We start from the raw sequence: 20,070 nt of genomic DNA, 5'->3' as shown, positions 1-20,070 counted from the left end.
TTCCATCCAGCTTCACTTTCTCTTGCCCGGTTCTCCCCTCAATTGTCTTCGGTTCTCGGCAACAATCCGTTCGAAATAGGATAACTCCGCTTCTTCTTTTGTTTCTTCTTGTTCTTCTGTTCTCACAGATGGTGTTGTTGGTCCCATAGCTTTCATTTGAACCGTTTCTTCTCGTCTTACAGGTTCTTGTAGTGGCTCTACCTTTTTGATCTCTTGAGAATCCAGCTCCGTTTTATGAGGGATTGCTACTTCATGCGAATCCATCTCTCTTTTACGAGGGACGTTTGTCCTTTCCTGTGATTCCACCTCTTTCTCAAGTGAGTTAATTGCCATTTTTCGTAACACCGGCTCTTTCGGGACACTTACCGTTTCGATTGGTTCTGGCTGTCTCATAAGCGGTTTACTTGCTACTTCCTGTGGCACCGACTCTTTCGCAAGCGGAACACTTGCCATGAACTGAGGCTCTGGTTCTTTCTTGACCGGGGTACTTGCTACTTCCTTTAACTCATTCTTAAGCAAGACACTAGCTTCTCTCCCTGAAGCTAGCTGTTCATAAGATGTGCCTCTATGATTAATAATTTCCTCCAAATCTGCAAACCACAAGTGCATGTCTTTCAATAGCACATTGTATTTAGGCAATTTCTTGGATAGTGGATTATAGGGTTCATCGAAAAAACGGATTGGGATGAATGGGTACTTTTCATCTGCTAGTTGAATTACCAATTCCAAGAGTTTTACATGATTTTTTTGACCTTCACTCATCTGAATGGGAGGAAGCTTCGCAATGAATGTATGCAAAGGCTCTTTCACAGATTTACATGTGGACATTTCGACCGAACGATTTTCAACTACGGCCGCGGCTATGAGATCTGAAAATAAATAGGTGAGCATCTTATACTGCATCCCCATTTTTGGTTTTTTCATCGGTTGTCCTTTGTCATCTTCTGCAATCCATACATAGACCCGATTATGTTCATAATCTAAGGCAAGTCTCGTCAATACATCCGATGAGACGATCGTTGGCATTTTTTCCACGTCTTCTATTTCCCTGTTTAAAGAAAGAAGGATTTCCTTTTGTTTTTCAATTCTGCGATCCTCTACTGACTTCGAATGACCAAGGAATCCAAGTCCAATAAAAAAGATAAAAACAGAAAGAAGAAATCCGATAAAGCCAAATCCTTTTATGAATGCATATATGGAGAAGCCTATCGCAAAAATAGGAAGCAAACAGCCAATCCCCGTTAGCAATTGTGTCATCTTCGTAGAAATACTCCCCAGCCCCCTTGCAGCACGCTATTATGCCATTCAATATGCTAGTAGTTTACCAATGAAAGGAGAGTGTTTCCATAGAAAAACCTCTCCTCAATGAGGAAAGGTCGATGATCTTTAGGAAGACGGCGTCTCAGCGTCCTTTGCTATGACCGGATTTTTCTTCAAAATCAACACAAGCAGCATGAACGCTACAGAAACGATAAGACTTCCTGAAATTACACTATATTGGAAACGGATGGACGCAATGCCCGCCATTCTCCCAATGGAATCTAGCACAACCGGTGATAGGAATTGTCCGATGTAAATCATGCTCGACACAATCGAAATTACACGGTCGCTAAGGGATCTGTCGACTCCCCGCAGTACTTTGTCATTGATGAGCGGGAAGACGATACCTTGCCCGAATCCGACAAAGCAAACACTGACTAAAATTACAGGAATCGAGTGGCTCATGGAAAGCACTCCAAAAGCGACACCCATTGCCAGCAATGCGACTGGCATGAGATATTTTTTAAATACTACTTGCAATCGGACGAGAATCAAACTTGTAATCATCCCGCCGACCGTAGTAAACGACATGACCAATCCCGCCGTTTGCGAGCTCCCGAGCTCACTCTGCACTAAGTACAGCGCCATATTCGTTGCGACTGCATAATAAGCTAGCATGATGCCGCATGCACCGAGAGCAATGCCGTATACAGATAGCGGCATTTTCGCTTTCGGTTCCCCGCTCCGTGGCTTCAAGGGCTCATTTTTCGGCAAGTAGAACAGAACAAGAAGGAATATTACGAGACCCAACCAATAGACATTGAACGGCACACGCCAGTTGAACGACGCCAAGTATCCGGCTAGTAGCATCGTGATGATGCCTCCCACATTACTAAACGCTGTATTATAGCCCATCATTTTCGTCATTTCTTTCCCTCTGAAATGATCACTAATCAGTGTGAAAGACAGCGGCATCACAAGTCCGACACCTGCACCAAGCACTAAGCGGAACGCTAGCAGCACGCCGATCGTATTCGCAAGCTGTGCGCCGACACCGCCTGCCACATAAATTGCCAGCCCGATCAGGACAATCGACCGTTTTGATATTTTCTTCGTCAAGTAACTCGAAAAGAACGAAAACGGAATGATCATGAGAGACGGAATCGTCAATACCAGTTTAATTAGGACAGGATCCGCATCGGGAAAATAAGCCGCAATCAGCCCGAGTGCCGGCGAAATCGCCGCTCCAGCCATAACAGTCGCCATTGCGATCGAGATGATCGTCGGCTTCAACATTCGATTCATTCATCAAACCCCCAAAAAATTATTAGTTCACATACTACGAAAAATAGTTAGCATGCTAATTAAACAGGATATGAAATTTTAAGTCAACTTATTTATTTAACTGATGATACAAAGCTAAATTAAAGTCTGCTATAATTAGCCTACCAACTAAGTGACAAGGGGGACGCTTCCCATGATCGAAAGTGAAATCAGGCTGTTACTGCAATCGATTGCGATCCAAACACGAAAACGGTATACCCAAGCACTCCGCGAGATTGGATTGCACATCGGCCAAGAACTGGCCTTGGCTCATCTATGGGAGCAAGATGGCATTACCCAATCCCAGTTGAAGCACAAAACCGGATCCGAAGCTTCAACGATCAGCAATATGCTCCGCAAACTGGAGCAGGATGAAATCATTTATCGGAAGCCCGACGACACGGACCACCGCATTTCCAACGTGTATCTTACTGAAAAGGGCAGGCAATTAGAGGAGCCGGTCCATCGTATTTGGCGCGAACACGAAGAGACGATGTTCAGCGGCATGATGCCGGAGGAATTATTGCTCATGCGGCGGATGCTGCTGCAGATGAAGGAGAATTTAGTGGAAGAAGAATGATGCCTTTTTTGACTAATAAAAGGCATATAATAATTCGCCTTCTGAAAAACTCTTGAGAAAACACGAAAACTCCCGGCCACCACAACCGGGAGTTTTCAATATAGAAATAGGAATGGATATACAATCGAGAAAGTTTCCTTAAGGAAAGAATAACCGATTCATTATTAACTTGCAACTCTTTTCCCTACCTACTGAACATCTTCGTTACATATCTTACTCTCCTTCGGGTTTCGGTCCTGCTTTTTCTGCCCGTTCCGGAAGCCATTTGAAATCGCTGCCTGTCGGGTTTTGGAAGACGCGCAATCCAAATTCACCGGCGACGGCAAATAAGTGATCGAAAATATCGGCTTGCACTGTTTCATAATATGTCCACTGGGTGCTGTTCGCAAAAGCATAAATTTCAATCGGCAGCCCGTTCTCTCCCGGCGCAAGCTGACGGACCATTAATGTCATCTCCTGATGGATGCCTGGATGCCGCCGGAGATATTGCTGGATGTATTCACGGAACACCCCGATATTCGTCAACGCTCTCCCATTGACGCGGTTGCTGCGGTCAACTTGATTGATTTGGTTGTATTCCTTGATCTCGGCTTCACGTTCTAGGAGATAATCCTTCAAGAAATGAATGCCTTTGTAATGCTCAATCATTTCCTCCGTGCAAAACATGATGCTGGATGTATCGATATACAAGGCACGTTTAATGCGTCTGCCCCCGGATTCTTGCATACCCCGCCAGTTGATGAAGGAGTCCGAAATAAGCGCATAGCTCGGAATCATCGTTACCGTCCGGTCAAAATTCCTCACCATCACCGTGTTCAATGAAATATCAATAACATCCCCATCGGCCCCATACTTCGGCATCTCAATCCAATCGCCGACCCGGACCATATCCGTCGCGGATAATTGTACGCCCGCCACTAGCCCTAATAGTGAATCTTTGAATACTAACATGAACACAGCCGACAGCGCCCCGATTCCGCTAAGCAGAATTACCGGGCTTTCTCCCACCAAATTGGCTATCACCAGTATGGTGCCAATAATGATCACAATAATTTTAGCTACTTGAATATAGCCCTTGATCGGCTTGGATTTTGAAATCTCATACGTTTGATAAATATCATTAAAGACACTCAACAAACGATTAATTACGCTGAACGCCACTATCATCATATAGGTGATCGCCAATGTTTCAATTGCCTTCTGATAAGTTGGGAAGGCGGACGCAAAATAATAGACAATGATGGCTGGCACAAAATGAGACAGCTTATGGAACACCTTCCGCTCCAACAGTACATTATCCCAACGGAACTTATTCTTTCTTACAAAGTGGGTGATTAATCGGATGACCACCTGCTTTGAAATGAAATTGGCCAGAATGCAAAGCAGTGTAACAATCAAAACGAGTAGTATCGCAGCGAGCAGGTCAGCCCAAGCCGGGTCCACTCCGTATCCTAGAAGCCGGTTTCGTAAAAAAATCATTGAATCCCTCCGAACTGCAAAGAACTGATTTGCTTATGTATCGGGCTCATTATAACAGAAATTTCGAGTCCTCTCTTTTGGTGGCCATCCTTATAAATTATCCTATTTGAAAGAAAATTATGCCGACTTCCAAGCAGGAGCCTACTGTTCTATGCGCCCCAACTTCATTAGCACAAAAAAACCGCAACTACATTCGTTGCGGCTCGCTTGGTTTAATTTGTGTAAGACAAGATGGCGTTTCTGCCAAAATGCTTCATGGCTTGGATAGCTTCTACTTTTTGTGCATATTCATAAATCCGTACGCTTTTCTGCTCGAACAATGTGATAACCCACATGATAGTTCGCTCCTTTTAGAGTATAGTTATTTGCGTTTCATGGATACCTGTTGTCTGTCAATGTCTCTTACTATCTTCATCATACACCCTTTTTTTCGAAAATAAATGCCCATGTGAAGGAATTCACAATTCATTCAAACTCAAACGCTTACATTTGAATAATTTGTGAATTGTAAGCTTTTCCTCTTTTCAAATGTTTATCTTTTTCAGTCTCACAGATGCCAAACTAGGCAACCGGAGAATTAATTTGAAAATACTGATATAATAGGACTATCTATAAAAATTGTAGGAGGAATCCAATGTCTAAACGCCAAGCTCGCGGTTGGCTTATCTCACTCCTTTTTTTATTTTTATTGGGAGCATGCGCGAAGGAGTCTGCACCTCCTGAAAAGGATACACAACCAACAGCCGAGCAACAGAAAGAGCAGGAAAAAGAGAAGGAAAATGAATTTGAGGCTGCGGTGACAAAGAAAAATACAGAACTTGAATCCTCACCTTTGGAATTGACAAGTTATGCCGAAGAAGTGGGTGCGACGTTAGCAGAACCCACTCATACTAACTTTGCAGTCAATGAATTTGTCACGATTGAAGGAACTGTAGAACAGCATGAGCAATTACAGGAACACTATGTATGGATCAAAATTCAGTTTTTGGGAGATTCCATTACAGACCCCTACCAAGAATTCTTTGTGCCAATAAAAGATGGGAAATTCAAACAAGAGGCGGGGCTCTTTAATGGAGAAGGTGAATATCGAGTAACTGTACTCCTTCCAAGTAAAACACAATCTAATTATTACTATGACCTAGCAGACTTCAAAGTTTTCAACGTAAATCCAAGTATACAACGAGACATGACGTTTACTCCCTTTGCTCAAGAAGCCGGGTTGAAGATACAAGATCCGGATAGTGGATACTTAAAGGGAAATAAAGTTTTTACACTGACAGGAACAATCGATTCAATAAACGAAGATAAAAATCTGCTTATGGTAGAACTCACAAAGGACACACAATCTTGGAAACATATCATCCCCATTAAAAATGGTGAGTTTTCATATGATATTCCTTTATTTTATGGAAAGGGCGTACACAAATTAAAAGTCTATGTCCCCGACAAGGAAAGAGATAACTATTATCAAGATGGTACCGTCCTATATATCGATAACGAGTCAGACCTTGTGACAGAGCCCATCATTTATATGACCACCTATGAAGAACGGGGGGTCCATCTCATTTCTCCTGCTTATGGTGGTCAAGAAACCGATTTGACGTATCGAATAAAGGGAAGCATCGATAAAGATGCTCCCTTTGCAAAAGAAACAACGCATCTTTACATTTCAACGAAAAAGGATGGCGAAGAGGCACTCGACGTGATCCCAGTCGAACATTATCAATTTGATGACGAATTCTATTTACGATTCGGTCCAGGAACATACGAAGTAACTGTAAGTGTTCCGGAAATAAAAGAAAAGAATAGCGACAGGTTTTATTATTATAATGTAGCTCAATTCTCCGTAACCAATACTGCGAAGGATCAACGTGATTTATTGCCATCTCGCGGGGTTCAATCTGATTCTCCGAAAATCATTTCAATTGCCAATGACCTGATGAAGAATTCGATGACAGAGCGAGAAAAAGCCAAAGCAGTTTATGAGTATACTGCCAAAAACATATCCTATGATGTGGATAAGATGAAGAATAGCGAATTTGAGTGGGATGATAGTGCATTGAAAGTGCTCGAATTGCAAACAGGGATTTGCCAAGATTACACGTATCTTGCTATTGCCCTGCTGCGAGCAGGCGGCATGGAAGCGCGTTATGTTGCTGGGACTGCAGGAGCCGGTTTTAATTATTCCCGCCACGCTTGGGTCGAAGTAAAGGTAGATGGCGAATGGCTGACTATGGATCCCACATGGGGTTCGGGTTACATTGAAAAGGATAAATTTGTAGCACACTATAATGAGGATTATTTTGAACCGAATAAAGAAGCATTTAAAACGCACACTCGGCACGGTGTAGAGTACTAATACAGCAAGACAGAGAAAAACGTCAACTTTTACAATGAAGCTGACGTTTTTTCATAAAGAAGCTTTACATCGAAGCAATTGGCATTCAGAACACCAGCCTACTCCTTGTCAAACCAAAGTTTTTCTTGATCTTCTTCGTCACCGTTGTAATTAATCAAAATCTCTTCGCCCGCTTTAATATCCGTATACGCAAAAAAATCAAACGTATGCTTGTCGAATCGAATCTCATAGGTCGCATTCGGTTGATAGGAATGATTGAAAAGCATTCCGTAACCAAGAAGAATGGCGGTATGATTAATGCCATATTCAAAAGCATAATCAGCCAATATCGTTTGTTCAATGTGGTGATGTTGGTCGTTTGGATAAGCAATTACAGGAGCTTCATGCAACAAGGTCCCTTTTTTAATGTCGCAAGTCGCGAATACTCCCCTGTTAAATTCTCCATCACTTATCGTAGATGTTTTCACTTCAATCATGCTGTTCACCCGCCTAACTTTAAAATTCACCTGCTAACTATAACATTAATTTCCCCATGGCGTCCTTTTATTTACTTTCTCTTGCCCTCTCTTAATGAAAATGAACCTTTACGAAAGCAAATACGTATTACTAGTATTCATAGAAATCGGAGGAGTGCGCAGTGACTGAATCACAAGAGTGGTTGGCAAATGAGTTAGTAAAAATAGAGGACTGGGAAAAGGATCAGAAGGATTTATGGTTTTGGGAGAAGCTCGGCCGGCTCCCATTTAAACTTTTGGACAAATGGACACCCGCTTTCATTCAAACGAAAATCGGAACACTGCTTGACGAACTTGGGCAATATATTCAAACCGGGGGCAGCTATTTAAGCTCCGTTTCAAAGCTCCCTTCTTATTATCCGAATCTGTCCGTGGATACACTGGAACAGGTAAAGCATCTACCTATCGCTACGATGGATGATGCGGTAGATAAAATTACGGTAAACAGAAAAAAGATAGCGACTCTTCAAGGAGCGAGCACAGGTGTCGGAGGCATCTTTACCTTATCCATCGATATCCCGCTATTGCTTGGACTGCAAATCAAAACCTTGCAGGACATCGCCATTTGTTACGGTTTTGATCCAAATGATAAAGAGGAACGTGTATTTGTCGTCAAATGCATGCAATTCGTTGCGGCAGACATCGTCGGGAAGGAAGCCATCTTGGCGCAACTCTCCCAATTTGATTCGCAAGATGAGATGAAGCGGGAAGTCCTTTCTGAACTGCAAGGCTGGCGGGAAGTTGTATTTTCGTACCGGGATCAATTCGGCTGGAAGAAGCTGTTTCAAATGATTCCAATCGCAGGGCTTGTTTTTGGTGCCTTCACAAACCGGGCTGCCTTGCAAGACCTTGCGGAAACCGGGAAGATGCTGTACCGCAAAAGACGGATTCTAGATAGATTGGATTCGTGAATAATCGACTCCTCCTCTTGCTAACGTTTGACGGACGAAAACTATTTGGTCTATCCTTTTAGTCGGTGCCCGTCCGTACAAACGGTTCACGCAGACCCCAAGGAGGTGTCCCCTGTTGAATGGATTTTTGACTAATCGCAATAAACCCGGGAGGAAACAGATTTCATTTTACACTGTCCTGTTCATTTGCTTTATCGTTTCCATCCTATTCGTGAATCACAACTATTCTTTTTATGACCGTCCGATCGCCAAAGTCGTTCAGGCTAATCTGATGGAAGAAACAAACATAACGGATCCAGTTCAAAACAAAGATATTTTATATAAACAGCAGCTCGTCGCAGTTCTGCAAAATGGAGAAGAAAAAGGGCAATCGATTCAATTGGTAAACGAGTACTCCGCTTCCGGCGCATTCGACCAAGAATACAACGTAGGCAATGAATTATTCGTACTTCTGGAAAAGGATCCAGCAGGAACGATAAAATCGCCAGCGATCATTTTGGATGTCAAAAGGGACAAGTACGTCGTTCTCCTCGCATGGATATTCATCTTTGCTTTGTTAATCGTCGGCAAACGGCAAGGATTGTTTGCCATCGCCAGTTTCGTAATCAATGTACTGATTTTATCCTTCGCGCTGGATCTTTACGTTAAACACTCCGCAGTTAATCTACTCGTTGTCTGCGGCATTTGTATTTTATTGTTTACTGCCATCTCCTTACTGTTCGTCAGCGGCTTCACCGAAAAAACATATGCCGCCATCGTCGCGACACTTCTCGGGACGTTCGCTTCTCTGGCCATCACGTTTGCAATCATTTGGCTCACATCAGGCAATGGCTTGCGTTACGAGGAAATGCAATTTGTGACGCGACCTTATAAGATCGTGTTTATGGGCGGCCTCTTTATCGGCTCTCTCGGTGCCATTATGGATGTGGCCATTACAATGTCGTCCTCCCTGTTCGCGCTGTATGAACGGAACCCCGACATCTCTTTCCAAGCTATTAAAAAGTCGGGCCGGGAAATCGGACGGGATATAATGGGAACCATTACAAACATCTTGTTCTTTGCCTACATAAGCGGGTCGATCCCAATGCTCATCTTGTTTTTACGGAATGCCTCAGCCCTCGGCTACACCCTGTCGATGAATCTCTCGCTCGAGATTGCCCGTGCATTAGCAGGCGGCATCGGCATTGTTCTTACCATTCCGATTGGCCTGTACACCACCCTATTTTTCATTAAACGAAAGAAGGCCGGCGTATGAACACAATCACTTGGCTAGGAGCCATTCTATTGTTATTGATGGTACTGATCGGTGGGAAAAATGGCGTGCGCTCATTCATCTCGCTATTCCTCAACTTTGGCGTGCTCTTCATTGCAATGTTTTTCATGCTCAGTCCGACCGTTAATCCAATTCTGATTACCTTCATCGCAAGTATTCTGATCGGATGCATCAATTTGTTCTATATTAATGAAGTGAACCGGAAAACAGTGACAGCCTTCCTCTCTACGATGATCACCATATGCATCTTGCTGTTTTTCATTGTCATCGTCTCGGAAACCCTAATGATCCAAGGGTTCGGCGAAGAGGAGACCGAAGCCCTCAGCGGACTGTCCCTTTACATTGGCGTCGACTTCATAAAGATTGGCGTATCCGTCATCATCATGAGCACCATTGGCGCAGTCATGGATGTGGCCATCTCCATCGCTTCCTCCATGCATGAAATGTTTCGCAATAACCCGGCTATCAGCAAAAAAGAGCTCTTTGCATCAGGCGTCCATATCGGCCGGGATATTTTAGGCACGGATACCAACACATTATTTTTCGCCTTCTTCGGCGGCTACTTGGCACTACTCATCTGGTTTAAAGACTTGCATTACTCCTTCGGTGACATCATCAACTCCAAAATATTCAGCTCAGAACTAGCACTCATCCTGTGCGCCGGCACCGGAATCGCCCTCGTCATCCCGATTACCGCCTGGATCAACGTCTATGATCTGTTTCGGAAGAAGAAGGCCGTAGAGCAGGAGTAATTGGAGGGTGCGCGGGGGTCTAGTGCTTTATTTTGTTTATTGGCGTTCAGCTTGAGGTATTGGTGTTCGGCCGGAGTTATTGGCGTTCGGCTCGAGTTATTGGCGTTCAGCTCGGGTTATTGGCGTTCAGCCTAAGTTATTGGCGTTCAACTTGAGTTATTGGCGTTCAGCTCGAGGTATTGGCGTTCAGCTCGAGGTATTGGCGTTCAGCTCGAGGTATTGGCGTTCAGCTCGAGGTATTGGCGTTCAGCCTGAGTTATTGGCGTTCAGCCTGAGTTATTGGCGTTCAGATCAGGTTTCTGGCGTTCGTCCCGATATTCTGGCGTTCAGACCAGGGTTCTGGCGTTCGTCCCGATATTCTGGCGTTCGTTCCGATATTCTGGCGTTCAGACCAGGGTTCTGGCGTTCGTCCCGATATTCTGGCGTTCAGCCCTGCTATCTAGCGATCACATATCCATCCAATTCGAGTACCTTCTCGAGGATGGATTATTTTTTTGCCTTCAGATTGTAATACATTGTAATACAAACTGCTAGATCATTCTGACCACTTCCTCCTGCCATCAAAAAGTAATGCGAGGCCTTCATGACCTACAATAATAGTGAGGAATAAATTGGCATTACACCATCCAATAGATTAGATCCCATCCTTTTTCTGTCTGAAGATTGTATTACAACGGTTAATATTTCCTCCGTTACTTGTTAATTGGTTGTTACACCACTGTCATTTTCATTTGGTATCGTTATGTACAAGCAGACGGGGCACTGCTGCGCAAGTTGGTTAGCCGAACATGACCCCAGATTCTCAGCTTGCAGTCGAAGGAGGCAGATAGATATACCGACATACTGATTCCGAGCTGTTCATTTGATGTAATCGTCCAGATCAAAAAAATGTGAAAAAGGAGTTTGATTATTCTTGGTTAAAGAAACGAACCCAACAGAAAAACGCACAAAAAAGATCTTGCCATTTGTCATGTCCACTTCCATGCTAACTGCAGCCATTTTCGGTGCAGGCGGCTCAGCTTTTGCGGCTGAAAAACAGGACCAGGAGTTTAAGAATCATGGAGCGGAAGTATCCCATTATGCGACCAGCATTCCAGGCTCCCCTGAAAAAGGTAAATTCATGCGCACCATCGCTAACAAGAACCTTGTAGCTGCAACGCCAGACGAAGAGGAACCGGATCAACCGGCAGATGATGAAGAAGCTACGAATACACCAAGTGATGAGGATGTAACGACAGATACTCCTGTAGATGAAGAAGAAGCTGTGGAAACTCCGGCAGACGATGAAGTAACTGCTGATACGCCTGCTGATGATGAAGAAGCTACAGACACTCCAGCAGACGATGAAGTAACTGCCGATACGCCTGCGGATGATGAAGAAACTGCGGAAACTCCGGCAGACGATGAAGTAACTGCTGATACGCCTGTAGATGATGAAGAAGCTACAGACACTCCAGCTGACGATGAAGTAACTGCCGATACGCCTGCGGATGAAGAAGAAGATGCGGAAACTCCGGCAGACGATGAAGTAACTGCTGACACGCCTGCAGATGAAGAAGAAGCTGTGGAAACACCGGCGGACGAAGATGTGACTGCCGATACGCCTGCGGATGATGAAGAAGCTGCGGAAACACCAGCAGACGATGAAGTAACTGCCGATACGCCTGCGGATGATGAAGAAGCTGCGGAAACACCAGCAGACGATGAAGTAACTGCCGATACGCCTGCGGATGATGAAGAAGCTGCGGAAACACCAGCAGACGATGAAGTAACTGCCGATACGCCTGCGGCTGAAGAAGCTGTGGATCAAACAGAAAAGCCAGCTGACGAAAATATCAATGAAGATACTTCGACAACTGACTCATCAACCAACTCTATTATATCAGACGAGCATGTCAATGAATATAGAACCATCTTACAAAATTATGTAAGTTTAATTGATTATTATAACCTACTCATCCAAGACCATTTAGGTATCGAAGTGCCGAAAGGCGAGGATGAGAAAGTCCCGGCTGACGACGCCGATACGGAAACGCCAGTTGGCGATGAAGCGGCGGATGACAAACCAGCTGCTGAGGACAGTGTAGTTGAGACACCGGCAGACGATGAAATCGTTATTGAAAAGCCGGATGTTGAGGAAAACACAGATGAAAAGCCAGCTGTTGATGAAGTTGTTGCTGAAACTCCAGCTAACGACGAAGCTGCTGCTGAGGAACCAACTGCTGATGATAACGCTGCTGAAACTCCAGCTAACGACGAAGCTGCTGATGAGGAACCAACTGCTGATGAAAACGCTGCTGAAACTCCAGCTAAAGACGAAGCTACTGCTGAGGAACCAGCTGCTGACGAAAACGCCGCTGAAACTCCAGCTAACGACGAAGCTACTGCTGATGACAGCGTGACGGAAACACCTGTGAATACAGAAGATGCAGTTGAAGTTCCAAGCACAGAAGCTGTCCAAACAACGGTATGGGACAAGTTAGTTGGATATTACCAGCAAGTTGTTTCTGCATACAGCTCACTATTTGGTTCATTGAAAAAGTAAGATTGTTCAACCAACACAATTGAATAGCAACACATCCAACAGGGATTTGTTGAGAAATTCCTGTCTAACCGGAAAACTTCCGGATCATAAAATCTCTATCGTTGATTGACCATCGAAAAGCCCTTGGAAACTTCACTGTGAAGCGTTCCAAGGGCTTTTTTCTATTATCTTATTTCACAAACACATTAAAAATCAGTCCCATGGAGACCATGAAGAACAGCATGATCGATGCGCCCAACATCAGCAAATATTTAAGCCGCAATTGAAACAAGCCTTTATGGTCCCGAACTGAGTTGGTTTGCCGAAACCAGCGCTTTTGCCCGCATTCATCACAATAAAAGCGATAGCGTGTTTTATGGACCGTGACAGAAGCCGGGCCTGCTTTGACCGTGGCACTCTGCTCTTTCTGCATTGTGAAATGAAATTTCCAATTTGTGTCCGATAGTTTAATTGCCTTCTTATGAGGACAATCAACGGATTCGAATTCATATTGAAATTCATCATACCAATCTGCACTTCTCAGTTCCTTTTGATAGCGCTTGGTGATGAAGATAATCATGGTGACGAAAAGTACTACGAGAATTCCGATGGCGATGAGTAGCAATTTCAAACAGACGCCTCCTTTTCTAGATAGGAAATTGGCTTAGGAAGATAAACTTTAGGCTACCACACACACTATTTCGCTTCAAGTAAACTTATAGGCTTAAAAGTATCGATTGCAGTAGAAAAAGTTCTCTTACGAACCTTCTAAAAAACCCCCGCCACACATGAACATGTGGCAAGGGGCTTCCAAGCTTACTTATTTTATATTCTCAACAAACGTTTCGATTTTTTTCAGCGACAATACATGCTGGTTGCAATCATCCGCGTCTTGGCAAATGTAATTTCCTTTTTTCGTATAAGTGCCGATGCTCTCGCCTTTTGTTTTCGTCATAAACATACAAACAGGTGTGAGCCGGTTGCATATGGAACAAATTTGCTTGGTCCTAGTTTCTTCATACGTGCCTGTCAGTCCAACCAGGCCTTTTGAAGTCGGCACAACCATATATCTCTTTTTCGTTCCGATATCGTCAAAACTAATAAATGTCATTCGTCGAAAGTTCAATTTTTCCTTCGGCAGCTTCATCTTCTTCACTTTCGGGAAAAGCTTTTTCAGCTTTTGCTCCGAAGGCTCCTGAAATGGAATGATAGATTTCTCCAACTCCAATAGGTACTGTTCGGCCGTCTCTTTATCGGCAACTTGTACCATTTCGTTGAGCATCTCCCGTTGCGCATCCGTCAATACGGAGAACGATTCGACCACTTTTTCAATTGATAGGGATTCCATCGCGTCGATTACATGTGGGTCATTCACCGTTGCATGGCCGTTTACCAAGTGGAGTACTTGCCGTTTAATTAAATTGAATTGATCGTTGCGAATAAAGGGTTCTCTTTTCATTTCTGTCAGCTCCTCTGTTTTGATTGTTTCTAAACAAAGCGCAAAGCCTTCCTTTCAGAAATGGAGAAACTCCCATCAAGCGATTAACCTATCGTTCGCCCCATGCAAAGTATCGCCTTTTCATCTTCTGGCTTTGCATGAGTCCTTGTTGAAGCTGGCAATGCCATTTGTCTTGCCATCTTCACATCACCTCCCGATGATTCACCCTGTCTCTTCCCGGGCTACATCCTCTATCATACTGCTATCTTTTTTCCGTGGCAAGAATGGAACGGGCGAAGAAACGATCTCTGGTTCTCCGCCTCAAAGCCTTCTGCTCCAGACGCCCCGACTCAAAATCAATGAAATAAATAACGTCGCTGCATCGGCCAGTGGGATAGCGAAAAATATAGAGAACGCGGGACTGACATTCCAGATACTATAGGTGCCAAACAGCCACGGCAGCATGACAACGAGCGGAACCATCGCAATGACTTGTCTTGTGATGCCAAGCATTACCACGTGCCATTCCTTTCCTGTCACCTGAAATAAAGTCATAATCGTATAAGTGATTCCAAGCAAAGGAAACGTCACGAAGATCACTTTGATAACGGCCGTGGCAGCAGAAAGCACCTCTGCATCGGAAGTGAAGATGTGAAGCATCGGTTGGCCCAGCCAATAGATGACAAGCGTGATTATCACTCCATAGGCAACCGAATATCCCATCGTCTTCTTGACAATGGCCGCCTTTTTCGTCGCATCCCCTTTCCCGTTAAAGTAAGAAATGATGGTTTGGACAGCTTGCGTAATGCCGATGATTGGCATCAAAAGGAGCATGTATAATTTATTCGCGATGTTCCAAATGGAGACGTGGGAGGTTCCCCCTGTGCTGATCAACTGTTGATTGACAATAAACGCTGTAGCGCCGGCTAATACTTGTATGATCGTTTGGGCAAAACCGATCTTGAATAAAGAGAAAGATACAGCGAGACCCTCTTTCAACTTGATGCGCTTCGCATGGAACCACTGGCCTTTTCTCTGTAAGTACATCATTGAAATGACAGCACAAATCAGCTCGCTCAGCAATGTCCCAAGCGCGATGCCGGTCATTCCGAGATGCATGCCAAACGTAAAAATGGTGTTACCGATTATGTTAATTAAAACAGAAAGAGTAATTATGACCGCTTCCGCTGTCGGATTTCCAAATGCACGAATGACGCTCGTCAGTGTATAACCGACCGAACTAAATACGACACTCAGCAGATAGATACGGAAATACGATTGAGCGAGAGTGCGGACTTCCCCCTCAGCTCCGAGTAAATTCAAGATTGGATCCATCAACAAAAAGGCTGCCAATGCCGATCCAATACCAACGATCAGTGTCATGAGGAATCCCGTTTGAAAATACGTATGGAGGCGTTTACTATCCCCGCTCCCCAAGTAGTTCGACACCATAATGGCTGTGGAAATAGCGAAAAGCGTCTGCAAGGCGACAAAAACAACTTGGACAGGTGACAGTAATCCCATAGCTGCCAGGGCGCTCTCGCTTTGATTGCCCAAATGCCCTGCAAAAGAAGTATCGACGACTGCAGTCAGCATCTCAACGATCAATGAAAAAATTGCTGGAATCGAAAACATAAAGATTAGTCTCGTTACGGATTGACGCTCATACAGATTTTGTTCCATCACTATCCCTCCGTAGAGAGTATAGCGACCCTAACCGGACACTCTATGTCTTATTTGACAATAATGTTTTGATTTTCTTCGTACTGGAGGAAATTTCGCTCGAATTCCTCTCCCGTCACTTTTGAATAAAGGATGTCGGAGACCTTGATCAATACATACTCTTCTGCAAAGGCATATAAATACAAGCCATCTGCCCGCAAAACGTAGCTGATTGGTGCAACCTTCATTCGCTCGGATCCTACAGTTATGTCCAGCAAATATTCCTCATCCAGACACGCATTAATATGCTCATATACCATTCCGCTCAAATCAAGTTTCTCCTTGAACAGGTCCACAACAAAATATTCGTTGGCATCTTTGGCAAGCAGATAAATCATATCCGGCGAAATAAGGGCTAATTTTTTCAAGATTTCCTCCCCGTGATTTCGCTTTGAAACGCTGTCATACAGTGACAAAGCGAACACAATGCTCTGCAAATCCTCATTTGTCAGAAGGGTTCGGGACAACTTATATTTCTCGTCAATCAGAATTCCCCCTTGATTCCCCTTTTTGCATGTAACCGGAATTCCCATCACTGATAAAGTATCAATATCCCGCTGTATCGTTTTGATGCTCACTTCAAACTTCTTGGCAAGCTCTTCATGTGTTGTCTTTTTAACTTTCAATAAATAGAGCAGCATCTCAATCTGCCGGCTCTTCATCATCAAGATTCCCTCGCTTTCCGAAATAAGCACGTTTCCTAATCACATTTTACACAAACCTTCACCTTGGCAGTACAGTCAGCGAACCGGACCATTTTTTGACTGTACTAAATCCAGTGCATGCAAAAAAGCGGATGCCGTCATGAACGACATCCGCTTTAATGTTTGAAACACCTAATGCTCATGGTCCATCTCTTGCTCTTTCAAGATGTTCAGCAAGGTAAAGCTGGAGTCTGAATCGCAGCCTTGCAGTGAATACATAAACAATTGCTGTCCTTCCTCACGCGTCAGCTCCGTACAAGACAAGCTCTCCTTGGCCGGCTTGTCCCCCCGTTCCTTATCCCTCGATCGATCAATCTCCAAATCAAACTCCGCTCCATCAAATGTCACATTGTACAAAATCGGGTTGCCCTCAAGGGTAAAATTCGAAATCCGCACGAAGGCAGAATCCTCCGCTTCAACCCGCTCCATGAACTCCTCAAAGTGAACAAAATTGTAGATCGGCCCATGCATATTAATAACGTCCCCGTTTTTGAGCGCCTTCTCACTGTCATATGAACAAGCCCCCAGCAAACAGACTCCGAAAAGCAGAAGCCCATAGAAGATTCTCTTCATCTGATTCCCCCAGTTTGGTACATGATTCTCCACTTCACTTTATGCGGTCAGGCGGAAAGTTATCCGATAAACATAATTAATATATTTTTCTGCCTTCAAAAGATGTATAATAAAGGAAATTAAAATCAGGAGGGCTTATGAGGAAGAAAATACTTTTGTTAGTATCTGTAGTTTTAATTTTGGCCGGTTGCAATAATCTTCTTGAACAACAAGCTAAAAACAGTATCAATAAATATTACAAAGCTCTTAAAGACCAAGATTATGAAGAAGCTTATAAGCAGCTATATTTGTTTGACAAAGATGTTTCAGAAGGAAAAACTTCAATGTCCAGTAAAAAAGCGAAGTCCGTCTTTCTAGATAAAACAAAGAACTTGGAAAAAGAAAACTATAGACTAGTAGATTTTAAAATAAATGATATTGAATATGAAGATGGACATTCTTTCTGGCATGATATCTTTATTACAATCGAGCATAATGGCAGTACATTTGATTATAACGAGACCGCCTTTTATCATGAAGGAAAACTACAAATTAGCGGGGAAGATCCATTCATTCAATTTAGAGATGGTAAAATGGATAACCATCCATGATTCATCGACCATTTATTTTTAAGGATCTACTGCAAGGGCACATACGCTTTTCGTATGTGCCCTTCAGACTGTAGACAAAGTCACTTTGAGATGAATAGAAATGCATAAACCAACCGGCAGGGAGCGCAACTTCGCTTTCCATGGGCTTGGCTTCAGCCTCCTCGTCACTCCGTTCCTGTGGGGTCTTCAGCCTCCTCGTCACTCCGTTCCTGTGGGGTCTTCAGCTCAAGCTATTCCCATAGGAGTCTACGTTGCGCTCCCTGCCTTTGATAAAATTTCTTTATGGTTGAGTAAATACATGAAGATTCTTTCAACTTCCTATATACAAGGTCTTCCATTTTAATTATTAATAACAACATACCTTGTTAGCAGAACATCCGTTGATTGAAGCGGAAGGCGGCGACTCCTGGGGGATGAGCGGGACAGGTGAGACCCCACAGGGAGCGAAGCGGACGAGGAGGCTCACCGCCCGCCCCCCGGAAAGCGACCGCCAGAAGCGGAAATCAACTTTTCTAGGATTCTAATGTGAGTAACGGTTGTATATTATTTTTATACGCGACAACAAATTAATATGCTTTTGTCTACGCTCTGAAGGGCACATACGCTTTTCGTATGTGCCCTTTTGGGTTATGGAGTTATAACAAATGATCTTGCCGATTCAGAAACCGGACAAAGCGCATATCTTCTTGCTGCTCGAGCAAATGAATTCCAGTATCGCCCGTGGAAAATGCGAACTTGCCATTCGGTTGATGGAGGAACGCTTTGATTAGATTGGAAATGAGTCCCCCATGAGACACGATGGCGATCCGCCGGACATCCCGATATTCGTATAAAACATGATGAAGCATCCATTCCGCACGATAGCGAAATTCCAATTCTGATTCCCCGTCTTGAATAGGGATGTGGGCGGGCCTTCCCCCTTTAGGCAAGGGATGCGTAATGGCCGCTTCCTTTTTCGATAATCCCGCCAACACGCCATTGTTATATTCCTTGAGTTCATCATAATATTGAATTTCGCATCCAATCGTTTTCTGCAAGACCCGGGCTGTGGCGCTAGCCCTTTTCATAGGACTGGCGAGAATCAAATCTGGCGGAAGATTTTCCGCAAGATAGACAGCCATCTTTCCGGCTTGTTTCCTCCCCAATTCTGTTAAAGGAAAATCGGCTCGCCCTTCGTGTACACCGAGTAAATCGGCTTCTGATTGTCCATGTCGAATAATAACTAATTCCATCCCTGATCCCCCATCCTTCTTCCGAAAGGAACTTTCATTCCAACTCAGGTGATTGGCAGCCGTAGCAATACGTCAAGCGCGAAAAGCCGTGTTTCTCTAATATTGGCTGGCTCGTCGGCCTCGCATCCACCGTGAGGAATGAATAGCCCCTCTCGAATGCCTTTTTAGCACGTACAGCCAGCAACTCAGTATAATAGCCTCTTCCCCTATAGTCGGGGAGTGTGGACCCGCCCCACAGACTTGCAAAAGACGAGTTGTCCTCGAAATACATCCAAGCTGCACTGACGAGCCGATCTCCGTTGTAAATTCCGTATATATACAGCGACTCTGGATCATTCTGTTTGTCCCGCCAAAGACGATTCCCGAGCTCTTCATGCGAGTCATCCCAAATGAAATCGATTAATGCAATCATCTCGCGAATGCCCTTTTCATCTACGATTTCCCTGAGATGCTCCGATTCGCCCCAAGTGACAAAAGGATGATTCTCTTTGATTTCCATCACCATCAGCGCTTCCCGCGGCTCAACGGCAAAGTTCTCTTGTTCCAATAACTCAACCAAGTTCTCAGGTTTGTCATAGCTGTACACTTTCCACTCGAACCCAACACCCAGTTGCCGGAAATAGTTCATTTCCTCCCGAATGACCCGCTCGGCATTCTCTTCATTCACGTTGGAAGAAATGATCAAGCCCCTTTCCCCATTCAGCGATACATGTCGAACGACATGTTCTGTTTCCTCCCGGCGACTGCCTGGCGATCGTAAATTCTTTCGAAGTTCCTTATCAAATAAATCAAGCATTTCGGTTTGATTCACAATCCAACACCCCTCTCTGTTCTC

General features: G+C 44.2%; 20 protein-coding genes. 8 read left to right on the top strand and 12 right to left on the bottom strand.

Annotated elements, in window-relative coordinates; genetic code table 11:
* Positions 1-12: 12 nt before the first annotated feature.
* Positions 13-1,257, bottom strand: a complete 1,245-nt coding sequence (locus L7D49_RS11070; protein WP_238080903.1) for a hypothetical protein — start codon at positions 1,255-1,257, stop codon at positions 13-15.
* Between the two features lie 129 nt (positions 1,258-1,386).
* The gene (locus tag L7D49_RS11065) at positions 1,387-2,565 is read right to left on the bottom strand and encodes an MFS transporter (protein ID WP_238080902.1); all 1,179 of its coding nucleotides are present in this window, start codon (positions 2,563-2,565) and stop codon (positions 1,387-1,389) included.
* A gap of 172 nt (positions 2,566-2,737) precedes the next feature.
* On the opposite strand from L7D49_RS11065, the gene L7D49_RS11060 reads away from it, so the two are divergent.
* Complete coding sequence (locus L7D49_RS11060; protein ID WP_238080901.1) at positions 2,738-3,163, top strand: MarR family winged helix-turn-helix transcriptional regulator; 426 nt, start codon at positions 2,738-2,740, stop codon at positions 3,161-3,163.
* 213 nt (positions 3,164-3,376) lie between these two features.
* Here the strand turns inward: L7D49_RS11060 and L7D49_RS11055 are convergent, their stop codons facing one another.
* Positions 3,377-4,642, bottom strand: a complete 1,266-nt coding sequence (locus tag L7D49_RS11055) for a mechanosensitive ion channel family protein (RefSeq protein WP_238080900.1) — start codon at positions 4,640-4,642, stop codon at positions 3,377-3,379.
* A gap of 212 nt (positions 4,643-4,854) precedes the next feature.
* A complete protein-coding gene (locus L7D49_RS20225; protein WP_269135950.1) occupies positions 4,855-4,977 on the bottom strand; it encodes a hypothetical protein in 123 nt (40 codons plus the stop codon).
* A 299-nt stretch (positions 4,978-5,276) separates the two neighbouring features.
* On the opposite strand from L7D49_RS20225, the gene L7D49_RS11050 reads away from it, so the two are divergent.
* Positions 5,277-7,001 carry a transglutaminase domain-containing protein gene (locus L7D49_RS11050; RefSeq protein WP_238080899.1) on the top strand — a complete coding sequence of 575 codons (1,725 nt, stop codon included), beginning with the start codon at positions 5,277-5,279 and terminating at the stop codon, positions 6,999-7,001.
* 98 nt (positions 7,002-7,099) lie between these two features.
* Here L7D49_RS11050 and L7D49_RS11045 read toward each other — a convergent pair whose 3' ends face one another.
* Positions 7,100-7,477, bottom strand: a complete 378-nt coding sequence (locus L7D49_RS11045; RefSeq protein WP_238080898.1) for an SET domain-containing protein — start codon at positions 7,475-7,477, stop codon at positions 7,100-7,102.
* A 161-nt stretch (positions 7,478-7,638) separates the two neighbouring features.
* Between L7D49_RS11045 and L7D49_RS11040 the strand changes: the two genes are divergently transcribed.
* The 5 genes from L7D49_RS11040 to L7D49_RS11020 all read left to right on the top strand — a co-directional run bounded on the left by L7D49_RS11040 (position 7,639) and on the right by L7D49_RS11020 (position 12,997).
* The gene (locus L7D49_RS11040; protein ID WP_238080897.1) at positions 7,639-8,427 is read left to right on the top strand and encodes an EcsC family protein; all 789 of its coding nucleotides are present in this window, start codon (positions 7,639-7,641) and stop codon (positions 8,425-8,427) included.
* A 115-nt stretch (positions 8,428-8,542) separates the two neighbouring features.
* The gene (locus L7D49_RS11035) at positions 8,543-9,682 is read left to right on the top strand and encodes a YibE/F family protein (protein ID WP_238080896.1); all 1,140 of its coding nucleotides are present in this window, start codon (positions 8,543-8,545) and stop codon (positions 9,680-9,682) included.
* Complete coding sequence (locus L7D49_RS11030) at positions 9,679-10,452, top strand: YibE/F family protein (RefSeq protein ID WP_238080895.1); 774 nt, start codon at positions 9,679-9,681, stop codon at positions 10,450-10,452. The genes L7D49_RS11035 and L7D49_RS11030 overlap by 4 nt, the downstream gene beginning before the upstream one ends.
* 79 nt (positions 10,453-10,531) lie before the next feature.
* Positions 10,532-10,963, top strand: a complete 432-nt coding sequence (locus L7D49_RS11025) for a hypothetical protein (RefSeq protein ID WP_238080894.1) — start codon at positions 10,532-10,534, stop codon at positions 10,961-10,963.
* A gap of 402 nt (positions 10,964-11,365) precedes the next feature.
* A complete protein-coding gene (locus L7D49_RS11020) occupies positions 11,366-12,997 on the top strand; it encodes a midas domain-containing protein (protein ID WP_238080893.1) in 1,632 nt (543 codons plus the stop codon).
* Positions 12,998-13,166: 169 nt separating this feature from the next.
* Here L7D49_RS11020 and L7D49_RS11015 read toward each other — a convergent pair whose 3' ends face one another.
* The 5 genes from L7D49_RS11015 to L7D49_RS10995 all read right to left on the bottom strand — a co-directional run bounded on the left by L7D49_RS11015 (position 13,167) and on the right by L7D49_RS10995 (position 17,413).
* Complete coding sequence (locus L7D49_RS11015; protein ID WP_238080892.1) at positions 13,167-13,607, bottom strand: hypothetical protein; 441 nt, start codon at positions 13,605-13,607, stop codon at positions 13,167-13,169.
* A gap of 189 nt (positions 13,608-13,796) precedes the next feature.
* Entirely contained in the window at positions 13,797-14,435 is a 639-nt protein-coding gene (locus L7D49_RS11010) for a FusB/FusC family EF-G-binding protein (protein ID WP_238080891.1), read from the bottom strand.
* A 300-nt stretch (positions 14,436-14,735) separates the two neighbouring features.
* Positions 14,736-16,097, bottom strand: coding sequence for an MATE family efflux transporter (locus L7D49_RS11005; RefSeq protein WP_238080890.1), 1,362 nt, complete (start codon positions 16,095-16,097; stop codon positions 14,736-14,738).
* A gap of 50 nt (positions 16,098-16,147) precedes the next feature.
* On the bottom strand, positions 16,148-16,831 hold the full coding sequence (locus tag L7D49_RS11000; protein ID WP_336246387.1) for a helix-turn-helix transcriptional regulator: 684 nt from the start codon (positions 16,829-16,831) through the stop codon (positions 16,148-16,150).
* A 141-nt stretch (positions 16,832-16,972) separates the two neighbouring features.
* Positions 16,973-17,413, bottom strand: coding sequence for a DUF4362 domain-containing protein (locus L7D49_RS10995; RefSeq protein ID WP_238080888.1), 441 nt, complete (start codon positions 17,411-17,413; stop codon positions 16,973-16,975).
* Between the two features lie 137 nt (positions 17,414-17,550).
* On the opposite strand from L7D49_RS10995, the gene L7D49_RS10990 reads away from it, so the two are divergent.
* Entirely contained in the window at positions 17,551-18,003 is a 453-nt protein-coding gene (locus L7D49_RS10990; protein ID WP_238080887.1) for a hypothetical protein, read from the top strand.
* 635 nt (positions 18,004-18,638) lie between these two features.
* On the opposite strand, the gene L7D49_RS10985 is transcribed toward L7D49_RS10990, so the two are convergent.
* Together L7D49_RS10985 and L7D49_RS10980 are read right to left on the bottom strand one after the other, a co-directional pair.
* Positions 18,639-19,235 (bottom strand): histidine phosphatase family protein, encoded by a 597-nt coding sequence (locus tag L7D49_RS10985; RefSeq protein WP_238080886.1) that lies wholly within the window; start codon positions 19,233-19,235, stop codon positions 18,639-18,641.
* A gap of 34 nt (positions 19,236-19,269) precedes the next feature.
* On the bottom strand, positions 19,270-20,046 hold the full coding sequence (locus L7D49_RS10980; protein WP_238080885.1) for a GNAT family N-acetyltransferase: 777 nt from the start codon (positions 20,044-20,046) through the stop codon (positions 19,270-19,272).
* Positions 20,047-20,070 lie beyond the last annotated feature (24 nt).

Source organism: Sporosarcina cyprini, from assembly GCF_022048975.1.
In the GTDB taxonomy this organism is placed as follows: domain Bacteria; phylum Bacillota; class Bacilli; order Bacillales_A; family Planococcaceae; genus Sporosarcina; species Sporosarcina cyprini.
This window is presented reverse-complemented; position numbering and strand designations above follow the sequence as displayed.

Excerpts from the sequence above, each read along its gene's own strand:
- L7D49_RS11070 (WP_238080903.1), bottom strand. The coding sequence starts at position 1,257 with ATGACACAATTGCTAACGGGGATTGGCTGTTTGCTTCCTATTTTTGCG.
- L7D49_RS11065 (WP_238080902.1), bottom strand. The coding sequence starts at position 2,565 with ATGAATCGAATGTTGAAGCCGACGATCATCTCGATCGCAATGGCGACT.
- L7D49_RS11060 (WP_238080901.1), top strand. The coding sequence starts at position 2,738 with ATGATCGAAAGTGAAATCAGGCTGTTACTGCAATCGATTGCGATCCAA.
- L7D49_RS11055 (WP_238080900.1), bottom strand. The coding sequence starts at position 4,642 with ATGATTTTTTTACGAAACCGGCTTCTAGGATACGGAGTGGACCCGGCT.
- L7D49_RS20225 (WP_269135950.1), bottom strand. The coding sequence starts at position 4,977 with ATGTGGGTTATCACATTGTTCGAGCAGAAAAGCGTACGGATTTATGAA.
- L7D49_RS11050 (WP_238080899.1), top strand. The coding sequence starts at position 5,277 with ATGTCTAAACGCCAAGCTCGCGGTTGGCTTATCTCACTCCTTTTTTTA.
- L7D49_RS11045 (WP_238080898.1), bottom strand. The coding sequence starts at position 7,477 with ATGATTGAAGTGAAAACATCTACGATAAGTGATGGAGAATTTAACAGG.
- L7D49_RS11030 (WP_238080895.1), top strand. The coding sequence starts at position 9,679 with ATGAACACAATCACTTGGCTAGGAGCCATTCTATTGTTATTGATGGTA.
- L7D49_RS11010 (WP_238080891.1), bottom strand. The coding sequence starts at position 14,435 with ATGAAAAGAGAACCCTTTATTCGCAACGATCAATTCAATTTAATTAAA.
- L7D49_RS11005 (WP_238080890.1), bottom strand. The coding sequence starts at position 16,097 with ATGGAACAAAATCTGTATGAGCGTCAATCCGTAACGAGACTAATCTTT.
- L7D49_RS10995 (WP_238080888.1), bottom strand. The coding sequence starts at position 17,413 with ATGAAGAGAATCTTCTATGGGCTTCTGCTTTTCGGAGTCTGTTTGCTG.
- L7D49_RS10990 (WP_238080887.1), top strand. The coding sequence starts at position 17,551 with ATGAGGAAGAAAATACTTTTGTTAGTATCTGTAGTTTTAATTTTGGCC.
- L7D49_RS10985 (WP_238080886.1), bottom strand. The coding sequence starts at position 19,235 with ATGGAATTAGTTATTATTCGACATGGACAATCAGAAGCCGATTTACTC.